This window comes from Shinella granuli, assembly GCF_004341885.1.
Classification (GTDB): domain Bacteria; phylum Pseudomonadota; class Alphaproteobacteria; order Rhizobiales; family Rhizobiaceae; genus Shinella; species Shinella granuli.
Map to the genome: position 1 here is coordinate 115,619 of NZ_SLVX01000009.1, position 18,293 is coordinate 133,911.

Here is an 18,293-nt window from a genome sequence, read left to right on the forward strand (position 1 = left end):
GCAGTCGTTTCAACATCGAGGAGGCCCGTTCCCCCATGAAGTCCCGTTATGACGATCCGCGTTTCGACGACGTGACCTGTGTCTCACCGCTTCTCGGCGGGCCGACCTTCGCGCTGCGTTTCCGGCTGATGCGGCTGGCATGGCTCATCGCATGGCGATGCCTTGCCGCCTGGACGCCCTCGCCGTTCCATCCCTGGCGCAACCGGTTGCTGCGCCTGTTCGGGGCGAAGCTGGATCCGACGGCCATCGTGCATGGCACGACCTCCATCTGGTGGCCGGGCAATCTCATCATGGGCCCCAACGCCTCGATGGGGCCGGGCGTGATCTGCTACAATGTCGCGCCGGTGACGCTGGAGGCGCTGGCCATCGTCTCGCAGCGCGCACATCTGTGCACCGGCACGCACGATATCCATCGGGCGGGCTTTCCGCTGGTGTCACGAGCGATCGTGCTACGGCGCAAGTGCTGGATCGCGGCGGAGGCCTTCGTCGGCCCCGGAACGGTGGTGGGCGAAGGGGCCGTGCTCGGCGCGCGGGGGGTGGCGGTGAAGCCGCTTGCGCCCTGGACCGTCTATGTCGGAAATCCGGCCCGCGCCGTCGCCGGCCGCCGGCACGAGGACGACGCCGCCTGATTACGCAGCATGCGCATAGGCTTCGTAGAGGCCGGTCGTCAGGCGTGCGATGCGCGGCCAGGTGTAGTTCTCGAAGACCAGGTGCCGCCCGCGCATTCCCATCTTCTCTGCCGCGCCGGTATTCTCCAGGATCTCGATCATGCCATGGGCGATCTCCGCCGGCTCCAGCGTGGTGACGACGCCCGCACCGGCGATCGCCACTTCCGGAAAATGGCAGGCATGCGTGATGACGACGGGCGTGCCGCAGGCGAGCGCCTCGGTGATCGCGATGCTGAACCCCTCCTGCCTGCTCGGCAGGCAGAAGCAGGCGGCGGCAACGAGCGCCTGCAGCTTCGTTTCGCCGTAAAGCGGCCCGACCATCAGGACACGCTTCTCCAGCCCGAAGCGCCGCACCAGCGTACGGAAATCGTCTTCCGCACCGCCATCCGGCCCCGCGACCACAAGATCGACGTCGGGGCATTCGGCGGCCACCTGCCGGAAGGCGTGGGCCAGCAGGTCCAGCCCCTTCTTGTAGTGCAGCCGGGAAAGGAAGAGCACGTAGCGCCGCCCGCCCGGCCGGGCAATCAAATCGAGAAACGGTCGCGGCGACGGAAGCTGTTCGAACTCCTCGATGAAGACGCCGTTCGGGATGATCTCGGCCGGAGCGCGCAGGCCCACCGGCTGCATCAGGTCGACTTCGTCCCGGTTGAGCGCGTGGATGAAGGCGGCGTTGTCGAGCATCCGGCGGCAGCCGAGCGCCAACGCCAGCCGCTTCTTCCAGCGCTTCTGGGCGAGGCTCCACGTATCGAGCATGCCCGCCGGGCAGACGCAGTAGGGAAGGCCGATGCGCCGTGCGATGGTCGCGGCGGAAACGAGGATCGGTTCCCAGACGCCATGCAGATGCAACTGGTCGGCATCGGCGAGCACGTGGCCCAGCAAGCCGCGCGCCTTGCGGCAGAGGATTTCCTCGACGCGTCCCGGCGGGGGAAGAAGATGCCAACTGATCCGTTCGAAGCCGGGGATGAGCCGGCCGAGCGCAGCCATGCGGGCGACGACGTTCCGGTCCGCCTGGCTGACGACCTGGACGTCATGGCCAAGATTTGCCTGCGCGGCGGCGAGCCGCATCACCACCGCCTGCGGCCCGCCCTTGTCCGGATCCATCGAGGTGATGACGTGCACGATCTTCATGACACGACGCCATGGCGCGCATGCAGGTGGGTGAGCACATCGAGAAGACGGCGGCCGTATTTTTCGACCGTGTTCTCCCGGGCGGTGCGCCGGGCGTTTTCCGACATGCGCGCCCTTGTATCCTCATTGTCGGCGAGATGGCGGATGGCCTCGACGATCGCCTGGGGATCGCGCTCGCGCACGATGAGGCCCTCCACGCCGTCGCGCACCACGCTGCCGGTGCTGTAGGTGGTAATGACCGGAAGGCCGGCCGCCAGCGCCTCGTAGACGACCGTGGCCGAGCCTTCGCAAAGCGAGGGCAGCAGGAACGCGTCCGCCCAATGGTATTCGGCGGCGATCTGCTGGCGTGGCACGATGCCTTTCAATTCGACCGAGCGACCCAGCCTGCGGCGAAGGGAGGGCGGCAGGCGGTCGGGGCCGACCATGCGGATACGCGCGGCCGCGCCGAGGCGCTCGGCAGCCTGGAGCACATAGGGCGACCCCTTGCGCAGCCCGACCTCGCCGACGGTGAGCACACGGAACGGCCCGGGCGTGCGGCCCGCCGCGCCGAACCGCGCCTCGGCGTCGACGCCATAGGGAACGACGACGCAACGCTCCGCCGGCCCGCCTTCTGCAACGACATGATCGCGGACGAATTCCGACGGGCAGACGATGCAATCCGCAATCCGCCATTCGGCGCGTTCGCGCTCGGCGAGCGTGTCGGCGAAAGGATTTCGCTTCGGCGGCCCGGCCCAGTCGGGAAAGCGGCCCATCTCCTCCGCCAGGATGCGCTCCAGTACGGCGCGCGGCGCGACCATCTGCTCGACGGCGGTCCACATGCCCTGGCGCTTGGCCGCCTGCATCTGCTCCAGCGCGTCGCCGCTATAGGCGTAGAGGCCGGCCGCATCGTGAAACCCACAGCCGGCGACGAGCGTCGAAAAATGACTGCCGGCCCAGACAGCGTGCGAGATCTCCTCGATGTCGTTTTCGACACGAAGCCGCCGAATGCCGGATCTGAGGCCGAACAGCGGGAAATCCGTGATGAGTTCGGCGGGAACACCGCTCGGGATGCGTCCGGTGAGGCGGCGCACAGCCTTCGGCAACATCGCCGGCGGCAGTTTTCGCAGCAGGGAAGGCCAGCTCTTCGTGCCGCAGATATCGGTGAAGAAATGGCCGAGCTGGCCTTCCCGTGCCAGGATCCGGGGCACGGCATAGTGCATGCGGGCGCCGAGCTGGCTGACGACGATCGTCTCGTTCACGACGGCTCCTCCTCCAGGATGCGGGATCGTGCGGGAAGCGCATCATCCTCGGCGAGCGCGTGAAAGAGGGTGCGCCAACTGACGAGCGCGCGGTCATAGGCGTAGTCCGTTTCCAGCAGGGCCCGCGCCTTCGCACCCATTGCCGCCACGCGCTCCGGCGCGGCAGCAAGCGACGCAATCGTTCCGGCCAGTCGCTCCGGCTCGCCAATGGTGGCCGTGACGCCGCAGCCATGCGCGTCGATGACAGCGGCGACGCTGCCCTTGGGATCGCCGATGAAGAGCGTCGGCCGGCCGGCGGCGAGAACGCCATAGAACTTGCTCGGGATGATGCAATGTTCGAGATGGGGGAGCAGGGAGACAACATGCAGATCCGGCACGCCGAGGCTTTCGGCGATGCGCTCCGCCGGCTGCAAGGGCTTGAACGTTATATTCGTAAGGCCACGCTCGCGCACCGCGGTCATGACCGGCGCCAGCTTGTAGCCGCCGCCGACCATCAGGAAGGCGATATCCGTGCGGTCCTTCAGCGAAGTGGCGGCATCGATCAAGGTGGCGAATTCATGGGCCCTGCCGAAATTGCCGGAATAGCCGACGACAAATTTTTCCTGGTAGCCCCAGGCGGCGCGCAGGGAATTTCGGTCTTTCGCGACCGGCCGGATCTCGGCGGCGTCCGACCAGTGGTGCAGCACCTTGACGCGATCGGCCGGCGCACCGCGCTGGCGCAGGAAATCCGCCATCCTTTCGGTCGGGCATATGCTCAGCCGCGACCGCGCGATCGAACGGTCGCGCAGATGGGCGGCGAGCCGGCCGAGGAAGGGTGCCCTGCGAAAGAGGCCGAGTTCGACGGCGGTTTCAGGGAAGAGGTCCATGATCCAGTTGATCATGTGGCCGCCGCGCAGGCGCACCGGCAACCCGCAGGCGAGCGAGATGAGCGGCGGATCCGTGCAGACGACGACCATATCGCCACGCCTGACATGGCGCAGCAGCCAGATGAAAGCCATGACGTGGAAGGAGAGGTAGTCCACGGCGCGCCCGGGCAGGGCATGGCGGCCGAAGCGGCTCGTGGCGAGCCGGACGATGCCGACACCGGCATGGGTTTCCTTGCCGGAAAGAGCGCTCTGCGGGTCGTCATGGCGGCTGCGGCTGGCGACAACCGCGACCTCGGTCCCGTGCCGCGCCAGTCCGAAGGCAAGGGCGGAGACCATCCGGCTCGTCGCCGACTGGTCGGGATGAAAATACCGATTGACGAAAATCACCCGCATGATCGCGCCCGCCCTCAATTCTGGAGTGTACGATCCTGCCAGCCGTGCCGCATCCGGCAAGCTCTCCAAAGGCGCTAGGGAGCATCCGGCTCCCCTATCCGCCCTAAGCCTTCCGCAGGGGGAGCATAAACCTTCGGTTTGCATTCGGCGGCCATCGCCTGATCGGAGGAGGAGAAACGCATCGCACTGCTCGAACGGTCACCTTGTGATCCGGTGTCCGCTCGCTAACTCTCGCAGATTGAGACGGGGAGCGAGCCATGACCAACAAGACAGCCCTGATCATCGGCGTAACCGGCCAGGACGGCTCCTATCTGACGGAGCTGCTGCTGGAGAAGGGCTATCATGTGCATGGCCTGAAGCGCCGGTCCTCATCCTTCAACACGGCCCGGGTCGATCATCTCTATGTCGATCCGCGCACGCCCGGCGCGCGCTTCCAGATGCATTTCGGCGATCTTACCGACGCGATGAACCTTTGCCGGGTCATCCAGGAGGTCCGGCCGGACGAGATTTACAATCTGGGTGCGCAGAGCCATGTCCAGGTGAGCTTCGAGACGCCGGAATATACGGCGAACACCGACGCGCTCGGCACCCTGCGGATCCTGGAGGCGATGCGCATCCTCAAGCTCGGAGCGGATTGCCGCTACTACCAGGCCTCGACCTCGGAGCTCTTCGGTGGGCTGGGGGAAACGGCGCAGCGCGAGGATACACCCTTCCACCCGCGCAGCCCCTATGCCGCGGCGAAACTCTACGCCTACTGGATGACGATCAATTATCGCGAGGCCTACGGCTTCCATGCCTCGAACGGCATCCTGTTCAACCATGAAAGCCCCCGGCGCGGCGAGACCTTCGTGACGCGCAAGATCACGCGCGCCGTCGCGGCGATCGAGTGGGGGATGCAGGACAAGCTCTATCTCGGCAATCTCGAGACCAAGCGCGACTGGGGTCACGCGAAGGACTATGTGGAGGGCATGTGGCGCATCCTGCAGCAGGATGCGCCCGACGACTATGTGCTCGCCACCGGCGAGGTCCACACCGTTCGCGAATTCGTGGAATGCGCCTTCGACGTCGTCGGGCGGACCATCGTGTGGGAAGGGCATGGGGTCGACGAGGTCGGCTACGACCGCAAGAGCGGCGAGCGCCTCATCGAGATCGACCCGCGATATTTCCGGCCCGCCGAAGTGGATTTCCTGCTCGGCGACCCGGGCAAGGCCTGGGCCCGGCTCGGCTGGAGCCCGACGATTTCCTTCAGCAATCTCGTTTCGGAGATGGTGATGTCGGACGTGAACGTCATGATGAGGGAGAAGGGTCGCAATGACCTCCATGGATGAAAGTCCCTATGATCTGCGTGGAAAACGCGTCTGGGTGGCCGGCCATCGCGGCATGGTGGGCTCGGCGCTCCTGCGCCGCCTGGAGGACGAAAACTGCGATCTGCAGACCGTGCCGCGCAGCGAGGTCGACCTGACCTCCCAGGCCGATACGGCGAACTGGATGCGAAAGGCGCGGCCCGAGGCGGTGTTCATAGCCGCCGCGCGGGTCGGCGGCATCAGCGCGAACGCCCGTTATCCCGCCGAATTCCTCGTCGAGAACGTGCTCATCCTGGTGAATGTCATCAAGGCGGCCTCGGAACTGGGCGTCGAGAAGCTGATGTGCCTCGGTTCAAGCTGCATCTATCCGAAACATGCCGAGCAGCCGATCCGCGAGGAGGCCCTCCTGACAGGAAGCCTTGAGCCCACCAACGAGGCCTATGCGATCGCCAAGATCGCCGGAATGAAGCTCGCTTCCGCCTATGCGGAGGAATACGGCCACCGGTTCATCTCCGTCATGCCGACCAATCTCTACGGCCGGAACGACAATTTCGACCTCGATCATTCCCATGTCATCCCCGCGCTGATCCGCAAGATGCACGAGGCGAAGATCGCCCATCGCGACAGCGTGGTCGTCTGGGGCACCGGCACGCCGCGGCGCGAATTCCTCCATGTCGATGACCTCGCCGATGCCTGCGTCTTCCTCATGAAGCAGTATGAGAGCCCGAAGCCCATCAATATCGGCTCCGGAGAGGAGATCGCGATCGGTGAGCTCGCCTTCCTCATTGCCGACATCGTCGATTTCCGCGGCCATATCGTTTTCGACACACTGAAGCCGGATGGCGCCCCCAGAAAACTCCTTGATTGCTCCAGGCTTCGCGCGCTCGGATGGTCGCCGAGCATCGGCCTCAGGGCCGGCATCGAGGAACTGTACGACCGATGGAAGAAGACGAGCCGTAGCGTGCAAGGGCGGCACGATTATCCTTAGAATGGTGTCGCCTTGCGCAACTCATGATTAATCATAATACTATTCACACTAAATAATTGCCATATTTACGTATTTTCCGAATCTATTCGGGTCGCGTTCTGGTGATGTATAGTGGAAAATGGACAAATACGGGAAAGCGACGGCGGCCGACAGGCTGGAAAACCGCTTTTGTCACACTCAATTTTGACGTTGCATCTGTTTTGAGATGTGACGCGGCGGCCAGACATTCCCGACGTTAAGCGTGATGTACCAGGAGTTTCGCTGTGACTGAAGTCAGGGGAATAATCGGGTCTGGCATCGGAAAGGGCTTGAACGGGGCGATCCCGTCCTCCCCTTTCCCATCGTCCGTCAACGTGAAGCCGTCGCTCTACCGGGCGCCGGTGCTCGACATCATCGACGAGCGGGCGCTCGACCGCGAGTGCCTGTCGCAAAGCCTTGTGTCGCACGGTCTCAACATGACGATCGTGCTGTTCAATTCCATCGACGCGTGGATGGCGAAATATTCCGGAGAATCGAGCGGCCTTCTGATCAGCCTCGGTAGCCATGACTTCACCGAGTCCGGCATCGAGGACAGTATCCGCATGCTGGTCACGAAGTTTCCCGAGCTGCCGGTCATCATCCTGTCCGACAATCATGACCTGCGCCAGGTGCTGACGGCGCTGGATCTCGGCGTCAAGGGCTTCATTCCATCGGCAGTCGGCATCGCCGTCTGCGTGAAGGCGATTTCGCTCGCCTTGTCGGGCGGTATCTTCATCTCCACCGAGAGCCTGCCGGAACTGCGCCGCCTGATGTCCGTCGCCGACCAGCAGGAGCGCAAGCGGGCCGAGGTCTTCACCAGCCGCGAGGAGGAGGTCATCTCCATGCTCAAGCTGGGCAAGGCGAACAAGATCATCGCCTACGAACTCGACCTCAGGGAAAGCACGGTCAAGGTGCATATCCGCAACATCATGAAGAAGCTGAAGGTCCACAACCGGACGGAGGTCATCTTCAAGCTCAACGAGCTGTTCAGCTAGGGCATTTCCAGCCGACATGGGGAGCGCCTCTGTGTCCGAAATCGCGGAAGGCGAACGGGCCTACCCCTATCGGCCAGCCCGTCTATCCCAAGGACTTGGATGGCGCGCTACCCCTGCGGTGATAGGTCTAGGAGACCGAGCGGGGGCTGCGCAATGGCCGGGTTCATCCAGAATTTCGACAATTCGAACAGGCTGCGCGACCTCGCGCATTCGATGATTCCGGGCGGCGCGCACACCTATGCCAAGGGAGACGACCAGTATCCCGTGCTCTCCCCCGGCTTCATCGTCAACGGCTACGGCTGCCACGTCTGGGACGTCGACGGCAATGGCTATATCGAATACGGCATGGGCAACCGGGCGGTCGGCCTCGGCCATGCCTATCGCCATGTGCTCGATGCCGTCATGCGGCAGCTCGAATTTGGCTGCAACTTCACGCGGCCTTCTCATATCGAGGTCGAATGCGCCTCCACCTTCCTGGACATGATCCCGACGGCCGACATGGTGAAGTTCTGCAAGGACGGCTCGGATGCGACCTCGGCGGCGGTGCGCCTGGCGCGGGCGGTGACGGGGCGGGACCTCATCGCGCGGTGCAGCGATCATCCGTTCTTCTCGACGGACGACTGGTTCATCGGCACGACCGAGATGAATGCCGGCATTCCCAAGGCCGTCAGCAACCTGACGCTCGGCTTCCGCTACAACGACCTTGACGATGCGCGCGCGCTTTTCGCCCGTCATCCCGGCGCCATCGCGGCGCTGATCCTGGAGGCCTCGCGTGGCGACGATCCCGAGCCTGGCTATCTCCAGGCCCTGAAGGACCTGTGCCACGACAACGGCGCGCTGTTCATCCTCGACGAGATGATCACCGGGCTTCGCTGGGCGCGCGGCGGTGCGCAGGCGCATTACGCCGTGCAGCCAGACCTTTCCTGCTTCGGCAAGGCGCTGGGCAACGGTTTTGCCATCTCGGCCCTTGCCGGCCAGCGGGAATACATGGTGCTCGGCGGCATCGAGCAGGTGGAGAAGCCGCGGGTCTTCCTGCTGTCGACGACGCACGGCGCCGAGACCCACGCCATGGCGGCGGCGATCGCCACCATGCATGTCTATGCGCAGGAGCCCGTCATCGAGCATCTGCGCAGCCAGGGGCTGCGGCTGAAGGCGGGGCTTGACCAGGTCATCGCCCGGCACGGCCTGCAACGCCATGTCAATGTCGTCGGGCACCCGGCCTGCCTGTCCTATGGAACGCGGGATGCGACGGGAAAGCCCTCGCAGGCATTGCGCACCCTGCTCCTTCAGGAAACGATCCGCCGCGGCGTGCTCGCCCCGTCGCTGGTGGTGAGCTACTCGCACGGCGACGACGATATAGACCAGACCGTCGATGCCTTCGACGGAGCCCTCCACATCTATCGGCTGGCGCTGGAAGAAGGGGTCGAACGCTACCTCGTGGGCCGGCCCTCGGAGGTCGTCTTCCGTCGCTACAACAGCCGAAAGGAGTAGGGTATCGCGGCGCCTGCGCCGTTCGAGCAGGGGGCGCCGTCTTTGTCCTCAATCGCGGCCGCGACACCCCGCGCCTACCATCCGCGAACATCAGATGGGGGTTTTCGACATGAAGGTGCTTGTGACCGGACACCAGGGCTATATCGGCGCCGTGATGGTGCCCTTCCTCTTGCGCGCCGGGCATGACGTGCATGGCTATGATGCCGGGCTCTACCGGCACTGCGCTTATACGCCGGGCGGCGCGATGTTCGATATCCCGTCCGTGCTGAAGGATGTGCGCGATATCTCCCCCCGCGACCTCGACGGCTTCGACGCCGTGATCCATCTCGCCGCCCTTTCGAACGATCCGCTCAGCAATCTCGATCCCGAGGTCACCTACGACATCAACCACAGGGGCAGCGTGCGGGTCGCGCGCGCGGCGAGACAGGCGGGGGTGTCCCGCTTCCTCCTCGCCTCCTCCTGCAGCAACTACGGCCTTGCCGGCGCCGACCTCGTGGACGAGGATGCGCCGCTCAATCCCGTCTCTGCCTATGGCATTTCCAAGGTGCGGGCCGAGGCCGACATCGCCGAACTTGCGGATGCGCGGTTCTGCCCGGTCTTCCTGCGCCCCGCGACCGCCTACGGCCTGTCGCCGATGCTGCGCTTCGACATCGTTCTCAACAACCTCGTCGCCTGGGCCGTGACGCAGCACCTCATCCTCCTGAAATCGGACGGCACGCCCTGGCGGCCGATCGTGCATGTCGAGGATATTTCGCGCGCCTTCCTCGCAGCCCTCGAAGCGCCGGTGAAGAGCGTCTTCAACGAGGCATTCAATGTCGGCCAGACGGCGCACAATTACCAGATCCGCGAGATCGCCGACGTCGTCGCGCGGATCGTCCCGGGATGCCGGCTGGAATATGCACAGGAAGCCGGGCCGGACGCGCGCTCCTACCGCGTCGACTTCGGCAAGATCGCCCGTGTTCTGCCGGCGTTTCGGCCGCAATGGGACGTGGTCGCCGGCGCGCGCCAGCTTTATACGGCCTACAGCAGCGCCGGGCTCAGCCTCGCGGAGTTCGAAGGGCCGCGCTACCAGCGCATCAGCCAGATCCGCCAGCTCCTCGAAACCGGCGCGATCGACCCGGACCTGCGCTGGCGCCCCGCGGTTCGCAGCCCGGCCGCCATGCGGGAAATCCGCGTTTGAGGCGATGGCATGAACGAGGCCACACGATTTCCCCCCGGAGCCTTGCCGGGCGACACGGCCGATCCGGGCCGCGCGCTTTTTGCGCTCGTCGCCCGGCTCTTTCCGATCTGCCGAAGCATCACCGGCAACGGCGTGCGCGAAACCCTCGCCATCCTGTCGGAGCATGTCGACATCGCGGTGCGGGAGGTGCCGACGGGCACGCAGGTGTTCGACTGGACGGTGCCGAAGGAATGGACCGTGCGCGGCGCCTTCCTGCGCACGGCAAACGGCCGGACCGTGGTGGATTTCGCCGACTCGAACCTCCATCTCATGAATTACAGCGAGCCGGTCTTGCGCCGCCTGTCGCTGGAAGAGCTGAGACCGCATCTCCACACGCTGCCCGACCAGCCGGACCTGATCCCCTACCGCACCAGTTACTACAGCCGCGACTGGGGTTTCTGCATGACCCATCGCGACTACCTCGCCCTGCCCGACGAGGAGTACGAGGTCTTCATCGATACGGAGCTTGCCGATGGGGCGCTGACCTATGGCGAGGTCTTCCTGCCGGGCGAAACGGATCGCGAGGTCCTGTTCTCCGCCCATATCTGCCATCCTTCGCTGGCGAACGACAATTGCTCGGGCCTTGCTGTTCTGGCCCTTCTTGCGCAAACGCTGGCGCGGCGGCGCAACCGTTTCGGCTACCGCTTCCTCTTCGCGCCGGGCACCATAGGGGCGCTCTGCTGGCTGGCCGCAAATGAAGAGGCAACGCGCCGCATCGATCACGGCCTGGTCGTCTCCTGCATCGGTGACGGCGGCGGTCCGGTCTACAAGCGCAGCCGCCGCGGTGACGCGGTCATCGACCGGGCGGTCGATGCCGTGCGCTGCGAAGGGCGGCGGGTTGCCACGGTGGATTTCAGCCCTTTCGGCTATGACGAACGCCAGTTCTGCTCGCCGGGCTTCAACCTTCCGGTCGGCCTCCTGCAACGCAGCGCCTTCGGCTCCTTCCCGCAATACCATACCTCGGCCGACAACCTGGACCTGGTGCAGCCGCAACACCTGGCATCCTCCTTCCGGATGATCCTCGATATCGTGGAGGTTCTGGAGGGGGACTGGCTGCCGCTGAACCTTTCGCCGAAAGGCGAGCCGCAGCTCGGGCGGCGCGGGCTCTATTCGGCGACCGGCGGGCACAAGGTTACCTCGGATGTCACGATGGGCTACCTCTGGGTCCTCAATCTGGCGGATGGCGCTCATACCCTTCTCGATATCGCCCGCCGTTCCGGCCTGCCCTTCCGCGATATCGCCGAGGCCGCCGCCCGGCTGAAGGCCGGCGGGCTGCTGGCCGATGCGGGGCCGTCAGCCTGAGAGCAACGGCCAGTTCCTGTCCTTGTCCGACATGGCGGAGGGCGTGGCCGGCCAGTCGATGCCGAGCGCCGGATCGTCGTAGCGGAGGCCGCGGCTTGCCGCCTGTTCATAGCGCGCCGATATGAGGTAGCCGACCGCGACATCCTCGGTGAGCGACAGGAAGCCGTGCGCAAACCCCTCGGGAATATAGAGTTGCCGCATGTTCTGCTCGGTAAGTTCCGCCGCCGTCCAGCGAAGATAGGTATGCGACCGCGGCCGCAGATCGACCGCGACATCCCAGATCGCCCCCTTGAGGCAGGACACCAGCTTCACCTCGCCATGCGGCTCCTCCTGGAAATGCAGGCCGCGAAGCGTATGCCTTTGCCGCGAGCGGGAAAGGCTGTGCTGCACGAAATGGTGCTCGAGCCCATGCTGCTCCATCTCGTCGACGCAGAAGGTTCGCGCGAAGGAACCACGCTCGTCCGCAACGGGACATGACCCGATCAACCATACGCCTTCGAGATCAGTTTGGGCGAACAACATGACATCCTCCCTTCCGGGGACGCGCTATCCTGCCGCATGCGATGGTGCTGCCAAGTGCTGCTTCCGACGTATTCTGGCGGGCCGGCCGGCCTATAGTTAGGAAAATCTTACCCCCTGGTTCGAAATGCTACGCCTTTCAGACAGGGTGTCTGTTCGCATGGCAGTATCGTAACTGCCGTACCACTCGCCTAATCTGACAGTGGGCCAAGAGACGATTTCAATTTGGAAAGCTGTTCACGTTCAGCTTTTCGTTCCCGTTCTGTCGAATTTTCTGTGGAGACGGTAGATGAGCTCGCAGATTAGTCCTTCGCTTTCGTACGCATCCGATATTTCCTTGAAACCGAGCTGCCGTTTGTGCGGTACGGCACTGAACCATACTGTCGTTGATCTCGGCATGTCGCCGCCTTGCGAAAGTTTTCGTCAGGAAAACGAGCTCGGACGCATGGAGGAATATTATCCGCTCCATGTCCGTGTCTGCGAAGAATGCATGCTCGTCCAACTGGAGGAGTATGTCAGCCGCGAAAGCATCTTTGAGGAGTATGCCTATTTCTCGTCCTACTCCACGAGCTGGGTGGCGCATGCGAAACGCTACTGCGAAGGGATGATCGACCGGTTCGCCCTCGATGGCGAGAGCTTCGTCGTGGAGGTCGCCAGCAATGACGGCTACCTGCTCCAGCATTTCGTGGCGCGCGGCATTCCGGTGCTCGGCATCGAGCCGGCCGCCAATGTGGCGAAGGCCGCCATCGCCAGGAACGTGCCGACGAAGATCGCCTTCTTCGGGCGGCGGCTTGCCGACGACATGGTCGCGGCCGGCCAGCAGGCAGACCTGATCGCCGCCAACAACGTTCTGGCGCAGGTGCCCGACCTCAACGACTTCCTCGCCGGCATGAACCGCATCCTCAAGCCGCACGGGGTCATCACGCTGGAATTTCCCCATGTCGCGATGCTTCTGGCGCACAACCAGTTCGACACGATCTACCACGAGCATTTCTCCTACTTCTCCCTGCTCACGGTGCAGATCGCCGCGCGGCTGCACGGCCTTGAGGTTTTCGACGTGGAGGAACTGCCCACCCATGGCGGTTCGCTGCGGGTCTATCTCGGCCATGCCGGCGCGCGCAGCGTGATCAGCCCCCGCGTCGCCGACCTCCTGGGACAGGAACGACGCGCCGGGCTCCATACGGTGGAGGCCTATACGTCCTTTGCAGCCAGGGCCCGCAAGGCCAAGCGCAACCTGCTCTTTTTCCTCATCGGCGTGAAGGAGCGCGGCGGGTGCATCTGCGGCTACGGCGCCCCCGGCAAGGGCAACACGCTGCTCAACTATTGCGGCATCGGCACGGACTTCCTCGATTTCACCGTCGACCGCAATCCCTACAAGCATGGCCGGTTCACGCCGGGAATGCACATTCCCATCCTGCCCGTCGACGCGATCGACCGGCACAAGCCGGATTACATCCTGATCCTGCCCTGGAACCTCAAGGACGAGATCGTCGCCCAGATGCGCCATGTCGGCGAATGGGGCGCGAAATTCATCGTCCCGATCCCCGATGTCAGCATCATCGATCCCTCGGAGGCCTGGTCATGAAGGTCGTGCTTTTCTGCGGTGGCCGGGGCACGCGCATCCGGGAATATTCCGAAAGCATCCCCAAGCCCATGATCCCGCTCGGCACCCAGCCGATCCTGCGTCACGTCATGCAGTACTACGCCTCCTACGGGCATGACGATTTCACCCTCTGCCTTGGCTACAAGGCGGATGTCATCAAGGGATTCTTCCTGAATTGCCGGCCGCAAACCTTTTCGGACTGCGTGGTGTCCGGCGAGGGCCGGGTCGAACTTCTTGGCGAGGCGCAGGAGCAATGGCGCGTGGCGCTGATCGACACAGGCATCTGGCGTAACATCGGTGAGCGCCTGTGGGCCGTGCGCGACCATGTGATGAGTGAGCGAATGTTCCTCGCCAACTACAGCGACGGCCTGACCGATGTCGATCTCGACGACATGGTCGCCCGCTTCGAGGCCAGCGGCAAGATCGCCTGCTTCCTCGCGGTCAGGCCGCCGCTGACCTATCATCTCGCCGACATCGACGCGACCGGCCGGGTGGTCGAGTTCCGCTCGTCGGACACATCGGAAATCTGGATCAACGGCGGCTACTTCCTGATGCGCCGCGAGATCTTCGACTATATGCGGGAGGGTGAGGAGCTGGTGCTCGAACCCTTCGCGCGGCTGATCGCGGACGACATGCTGATGGCCTACAAGCATGAGGGCTTCTGGCGGTCGATGGATACGCTGCGCGACTGGCAGGTGCTGGAGGAAATGGTCGAGCGCGGCGAGATGCCGTGGGTGCGCCGGGCGGCGGCCGGCCGGGTCTCCAGCCTTCGGATGGCAGGCCGTTCATGAAAACGCTGTCGATAGCCTCCGCCGGGCACCCGTTGAAGATCCTTTGCCTCGGCGCGCATGCCGACGACATCGAGATCGGAGCGGGCGGCACGATCCTCGGCCTGATCGCGGCCGGCGTGAAGCTCGACGTCTACTGGTGCGTGCTGAGCGCAACGCCGGAGCGCGCGTTGGAAACCCGACGTTCGGCGGCCGCCTTTCTCGAGGGCGCTGCCGCCGCGGTGGTGGAGGTCTGCGGCTTCGAGGACAGCTACTTTCCGAGCCAGAGCCGCGAGATAAAGCAGTTCCTGCTGGCATTGCGCGCGCGCGTGGAGCCGGAGGTGATCTTCACGCATAGCCGCTTCGATGCGCATCAGGACCATCAGGAGTTGAACAGGCTGACCACGAATGTCTTCCGCGACCACCTCGTGCTGGAATACGAGGTTCCGAAATGGGACGGGGACTTCACGGAGCGCAACACCTATGTGCCGCTGCTGCCGGGAATGATCGAGCGCAAGATTGACCTGCTCATGGAGCATTTTGCGACGCAAAGATCGAAGGACTGGTTCCACGAGGACGTGTTTCGAGGCGTTGCGCGCATGCGCGGAATGGAATGCCGTTCGCCCTCGCTGTTCGCGGAGGCGTTTACTGTAAGAAAATTGGCTCTCGTTTAAGTGGATTCACCTTCACGAAACGTTAACGCTAATAAAGCGGAGCGAGGCACAAGCGGAAATAGATCAGGACTCGGATTTCGAACCAGGAGTTAGCGAGGGATACCATGGCGAAAGACGAAACATTTTTGGAGAGGCAGTCAATCGATATCTTTCGATCACGGAACTCGCTCGGCGTCGAGCGGCGGGAGGCCGTGAGCGAGCGAGTTGAGTATCCGTCGCAAACCTACGCGGCAAACGATTACCTGGCGATCTTCGACAAACGGAACCTCGACCGGGAATGCCTGGCGAACAGTCTCATTTCCCACCAGATCGGCATCAGCATCTTCACCTTCTCGGGCATCGCAAGCTGGCAGCAATGCAAGTCGACGCTCGGCACCCTCAGGGTCGCATTGATCAACATCGGCAGCAACGACATCACGGATGTTTCGGTTCGCCAGGAAATCACCCAGCTCGTGACGACGCTGGAGCCGGTGCCGGTCGTGGTGCTCTCCAACAGCCAGACGCTGGACCATGTGCTGCAGGCCATCGATCTCGGCGTGCATGGCTTCATTCCAAGTTCCGTCGACATCGACGTGTGCATCGAGGCGATCGGACTGGCGATTGCCGGAGGGCAATTCGTGCCGGCAAGCAGCGTGCTTGCGATGCGCGGGCTCGTCGGGGGCTTCGTTGCCCGCAAGGCGATCCGTTCCGCCTTCACGGTACGCCAGACGGCCGTCGCCGAAGCGCTGCGCCGCGGCAAGGCGAACAAGATGATCGCACGGGAACTCAATCTCTGCGAAAGCACCGTCAAGGTGCATATCAGGAACATCATGAAGAAGCTCGGCGCCACGAACCGCACCGAGGTCGCATGCAAGGTCGGCGACCTCCTGCCCGACGCCGAGCATCATCTCGACCGGGTCTAGAACGCCCCGCAACAGGAATAGTGTCATGATCGTGTCGGGGAACCCTGGCGTCTCCGAGGAACTTGCCGTTTCTCGGGCGGTATCGCTTGTCTTGCAGCGCAAATGGCTGATCCTCGCCTTCCTGGCGGCCGGCATGTTCGGCTCGACGGTCGGTTACCTGGACCAGCCGCCGCGCTACTTCGCCGAGGCGGTGCTGGCGCTGGACGTGCGCAAGTTCCAGGCGCTGCCCACCGAATCCGTCGTCTCGCCCCTGCCGCAGGAAAGCCCGGCACTGCGCACCGAGATCGACATCATCAGTTCGAGGTCCATGGGCGAAAAGGTCCTGACGCAGCTCCGGGCGGCCGGCGTCGATGTCGCCAGGGGTCTGGGGCTGACAGGGGAGACCGGCGCCGGCTCCTCGGCGGCAACGACCGCCGAGCCGAGATTCCACCCGGCCATCGACGATCGCATTCTGGTCGATCACTTGCTCTCCGGCGTGCGCGTCGCCAACGACGGCCGGTCCTATACGATCTACATCTCGTTCAGCGGTGCGAACCCGGAATTTCCCGCCATCGTCGCCAATGCCTATGCGGAGGCCTATATCGATTATCAGGTCGACGTGCAGACGACCGCGACGCGGCATGTCAGCGACTGGCTGGGCACCCGTCTGGTGAGCCTGCGCAGCGAGCTCGAACGATCCGAACATGCGGCCACCGAGTTCCGCGAAAAATCCGGCATCGTCAAGTCGGGCGGCACGACCCTGCTTTCGCAGCAGATTGCCGGGCTGAACACGGAGCTGGCGAAGCTGAGGGCACAGGTCGCGGGCGCGAGCGCCCGGCTGGAGACCGCGCTCGACGTTTCCAAGACAGAAAGCGGCCTCACTCTGTCGGAGGTCCTGAACTCACCGGCGATCCAGCAACTGCGCACCGAGGAGTCGCGCCTCAAGCGCTCGCTTGCGACGATCAGCGAGAGCGGTGCGGTCAAGAACCCGCAGATCCCCGAGCTGAAGTCCCAGCTCGAGACGATCCAGGCGCAGATCGCGGTGGAGGTGGACCAGATCGTCGAGAGCCTGCGCAACGAGATCGAGGTCTCCAAGCGTCAGCAGGCCGGCCTCATAGCGAGCCTCAAGCAGATGCAGACCGAGATGTCCATCGCGAACGAGGCGATCGTCCAGGCCGACCAGCTCGATCGCGAGGCGAGCGCGAACCGCGCGATCTACGAGAGCTATCTTGCCCGCTACAAGCAGACGATCGAGCAGGACGGCATCGCGATGGCGGAGGCGCGGATCATCTCCAAGGCGATGCCGCCATCCTCGCGGGCAGGCCCCGATGCTGCGACCTGGCTGCTCGCCGGGATCGTCTTCGGCCTCGCCGGCGGGCTGCTCGCCGCCGTGCTTCTGGAGCTGCGCTCCGTCTTCCTGCGCCGGTCGACCGCCTATGAGGAACATGCCGGCGTGCCGATCGTCGGGCGCATTCCCGAGCTTTCGCAGCACCAGCGGACCGGCATCGCCAAGCTGATCTGCCAGGGGCATGCGCCCTTCGCCCATGCGGTGGCCGACCTGCAGGGGCGCCTGCGGCTCTCCGCCCGCGCCGGCAACGCCCTGACGGTTTCGGTGACGTCGGCCGGCCCTCGCGAGGGAAAGACCTTCATCGCCTCCTGTCTCGCCCGGTCGCTGGCGGCAACGGGCCTGCGAACCGTCCTGCTCGACGCGAACCTGCTGGCCCCCGCGGTGGCGCGGGAGTTTTCCATCCAGCCCGGGCGCACGCTCGTCGATCTCGTTGCCGCACGCGATGGCATTTCGCTTGACGACATCCTGCGCCACGACGGCGGATCGGGCATCGATCTCGTCTGTGCCGACCTGGCGGAAGGCCCGGCCGAACACGTTCTCGGCCACGAGTCCTTCGCCCGGCTGCTTGGTACGCTCAAGCAGACCTACGACGCGGTGGTCATCGATTCCGTCCCGGTGGGGAGCGGGTCGGGGGCGCTGCTCGTGTCGGCGCTGGTCGATGCGACCATCTTTGTCATCCCTGCCGGCAGCGACCTCCTGCAGGCGATGAGCGGCCTGCGCAAGGCCGCAGCGGCCGGTATCGTCGTGGACGGTCTGGTCATCAACGAGGCTTCGCGCGGCACATTGAAACGCCGGGCGAGCCCGACCAAGGATCTCCAGGCCGCGAATGAAGGCAGAAAACGAACCGATGCGGCCGTCGACATGCCGTCGATTGCCGGAATGTGAGGCTTG

Annotated in this window: 16 protein-coding genes; 12 read left to right on the forward strand and 4 right to left on the reverse strand. The window is 64.4% G+C overall.

Annotated elements, in window-relative coordinates; all coding sequences use genetic code 11:
- Positions 1–35: 35 nt before the first annotated feature.
- Complete coding sequence (locus EV665_RS16245; RefSeq protein ID WP_133034886.1) at positions 36–629, forward strand: putative colanic acid biosynthesis acetyltransferase; 594 nt, start codon at positions 36–38, stop codon at positions 627–629.
- Here the strand turns inward: EV665_RS16245 and EV665_RS16250 are convergent, their stop codons facing one another.
- From EV665_RS16250 to EV665_RS16260, 3 genes are read right to left on the reverse strand one after another with little or no spacing between them, the layout of a single operon-like run.
- The gene (locus EV665_RS16250) at positions 630–1,796 is read right to left on the reverse strand and encodes a glycosyltransferase (RefSeq protein WP_133034887.1); all 1,167 of its coding nucleotides are present in this window, start codon (positions 1,794–1,796) and stop codon (positions 630–632) included.
- Positions 1,793–3,034 carry a glycosyltransferase family 4 protein gene (locus EV665_RS16255; RefSeq protein ID WP_133034888.1) on the reverse strand — a complete coding sequence of 414 codons (1,242 nt, stop codon included), beginning with the start codon at positions 3,032–3,034 and terminating at the stop codon, positions 1,793–1,795. The genes EV665_RS16250 and EV665_RS16255 overlap by 4 nt, the downstream gene beginning before the upstream one ends.
- Positions 3,031–4,293: a glycosyltransferase family 4 protein gene (locus tag EV665_RS16260; protein WP_162853081.1), complete on the reverse strand. Its 1,263-nt coding sequence runs from the start codon at positions 4,291–4,293 to the stop codon at positions 3,031–3,033. The genes EV665_RS16255 and EV665_RS16260 overlap by 4 nt, the downstream gene beginning before the upstream one ends.
- A 257-nt stretch (positions 4,294–4,550) precedes the next feature.
- Between EV665_RS16260 and gmd the strand changes: the two genes are divergently transcribed.
- The 6 genes from gmd (at position 4,551) to EV665_RS16290 (ending at position 11,610) form a co-directional block, all read left to right on the forward strand.
- Positions 4,551–5,621, forward strand: a complete 1,071-nt coding sequence (gene gmd, locus EV665_RS16265) for a GDP-mannose 4,6-dehydratase (protein ID WP_133034890.1) — start codon at positions 4,551–4,553, stop codon at positions 5,619–5,621.
- On the forward strand, positions 5,614–6,585 hold the full coding sequence (locus tag EV665_RS16270) for a GDP-L-fucose synthase family protein (protein WP_133034956.1): 972 nt from the start codon (positions 5,614–5,616) through the stop codon (positions 6,583–6,585). Before gmd ends, EV665_RS16270 begins: the two co-directional genes overlap by 8 nt.
- A 308-nt stretch (positions 6,586–6,893) precedes the next feature.
- Entirely contained in the window at positions 6,894–7,598 is a 705-nt protein-coding gene (locus EV665_RS16275; protein ID WP_245337503.1) for a LuxR family transcriptional regulator, read from the forward strand.
- Between the two features lie 153 nt (positions 7,599–7,751).
- Positions 7,752–9,089, forward strand: coding sequence for a glutamate-1-semialdehyde 2,1-aminomutase (locus tag EV665_RS16280; RefSeq protein WP_133034891.1), 1,338 nt, complete (start codon positions 7,752–7,754; stop codon positions 9,087–9,089).
- 109 nt (positions 9,090–9,198) lie between these two features.
- The gene (locus EV665_RS16285) at positions 9,199–10,269 is read left to right on the forward strand and encodes an NAD-dependent epimerase/dehydratase family protein (RefSeq protein ID WP_133034892.1); all 1,071 of its coding nucleotides are present in this window, start codon (positions 9,199–9,201) and stop codon (positions 10,267–10,269) included.
- Between the two features lie 9 nt (positions 10,270–10,278).
- On the forward strand, positions 10,279–11,610 hold the full coding sequence (locus EV665_RS16290; protein ID WP_133034893.1) for a DUF4910 domain-containing protein: 1,332 nt from the start codon (positions 10,279–10,281) through the stop codon (positions 11,608–11,610).
- On the opposite strand, the gene rfbC is transcribed toward EV665_RS16290, so the two are convergent.
- Entirely contained in the window at positions 11,602–12,132 is a 531-nt protein-coding gene (gene rfbC, locus EV665_RS16295) for a dTDP-4-dehydrorhamnose 3,5-epimerase (RefSeq protein WP_133034894.1), read from the reverse strand. The two genes, EV665_RS16290 and rfbC, sit on opposite strands and share 9 nt — an antisense overlap.
- Before the next feature lie 286 nt (positions 12,133–12,418).
- On the opposite strand from rfbC, the gene EV665_RS16300 reads away from it, so the two are divergent.
- The 5 genes from EV665_RS16300 (at position 12,419) to EV665_RS16320 (ending at position 18,287) form a co-directional block, all read left to right on the forward strand.
- On the forward strand, positions 12,419–13,714 hold the full coding sequence (locus EV665_RS16300; protein WP_133034895.1) for a class I SAM-dependent methyltransferase: 1,296 nt from the start codon (positions 12,419–12,421) through the stop codon (positions 13,712–13,714).
- On the forward strand, positions 13,711–14,523 hold the full coding sequence (locus EV665_RS16305) for a glucose-1-phosphate cytidylyltransferase (RefSeq protein ID WP_064333761.1): 813 nt from the start codon (positions 13,711–13,713) through the stop codon (positions 14,521–14,523). Before EV665_RS16300 ends, EV665_RS16305 begins: the two co-directional genes overlap by 4 nt.
- Positions 14,520–15,173: a PIG-L deacetylase family protein gene (locus EV665_RS16310; protein ID WP_133034957.1), complete on the forward strand. Its 654-nt coding sequence runs from the start codon at positions 14,520–14,522 to the stop codon at positions 15,171–15,173. The genes EV665_RS16305 and EV665_RS16310 overlap by 4 nt, the downstream gene beginning before the upstream one ends.
- A gap of 191 nt (positions 15,174–15,364) precedes the next feature.
- Positions 15,365–16,075 carry a helix-turn-helix transcriptional regulator gene (locus EV665_RS16315; RefSeq protein WP_064334027.1) on the forward strand — a complete coding sequence of 237 codons (711 nt, stop codon included), beginning with the start codon at positions 15,365–15,367 and terminating at the stop codon, positions 16,073–16,075.
- Positions 16,076–16,100: 25 nt separating this feature from the next.
- Entirely contained in the window at positions 16,101–18,287 is a 2,187-nt protein-coding gene (locus tag EV665_RS16320; protein WP_133034896.1) for a GumC family protein, read from the forward strand.
- Positions 18,288–18,293 lie beyond the last annotated feature (6 nt).

Excerpts from the sequence above, each read along its gene's own strand:
- EV665_RS16245 (WP_133034886.1), top strand. The coding sequence starts at position 36 with ATGAAGTCCCGTTATGACGATCCGCGTTTCGACGACGTGACCTGTGTC.
- EV665_RS16250 (WP_133034887.1), bottom strand. The coding sequence starts at position 1,796 with ATGAAGATCGTGCACGTCATCACCTCGATGGATCCGGACAAGGGCGGG.
- EV665_RS16260 (WP_162853081.1), bottom strand. The coding sequence starts at position 4,293 with ATGCGGGTGATTTTCGTCAATCGGTATTTTCATCCCGACCAGTCGGCG.
- gmd (WP_133034890.1), top strand. The coding sequence starts at position 4,551 with ATGACCAACAAGACAGCCCTGATCATCGGCGTAACCGGCCAGGACGGC.
- EV665_RS16270 (WP_133034956.1), top strand. The coding sequence starts at position 5,614 with ATGGATGAAAGTCCCTATGATCTGCGTGGAAAACGCGTCTGGGTGGCC.
- EV665_RS16280 (WP_133034891.1), top strand. The coding sequence starts at position 7,752 with ATGGCCGGGTTCATCCAGAATTTCGACAATTCGAACAGGCTGCGCGAC.
- EV665_RS16285 (WP_133034892.1), top strand. The coding sequence starts at position 9,199 with ATGAAGGTGCTTGTGACCGGACACCAGGGCTATATCGGCGCCGTGATG.
- EV665_RS16290 (WP_133034893.1), top strand. The coding sequence starts at position 10,279 with ATGAACGAGGCCACACGATTTCCCCCCGGAGCCTTGCCGGGCGACACG.
- rfbC (WP_133034894.1), bottom strand. The coding sequence starts at position 12,132 with ATGTTGTTCGCCCAAACTGATCTCGAAGGCGTATGGTTGATCGGGTCA.
- EV665_RS16300 (WP_133034895.1), top strand. The coding sequence starts at position 12,419 with ATGAGCTCGCAGATTAGTCCTTCGCTTTCGTACGCATCCGATATTTCC.
- EV665_RS16305 (WP_064333761.1), top strand. The coding sequence starts at position 13,711 with ATGAAGGTCGTGCTTTTCTGCGGTGGCCGGGGCACGCGCATCCGGGAA.
- EV665_RS16310 (WP_133034957.1), top strand. The coding sequence starts at position 14,520 with ATGAAAACGCTGTCGATAGCCTCCGCCGGGCACCCGTTGAAGATCCTT.
- EV665_RS16320 (WP_133034896.1), top strand. The coding sequence starts at position 16,101 with ATGATCGTGTCGGGGAACCCTGGCGTCTCCGAGGAACTTGCCGTTTCT.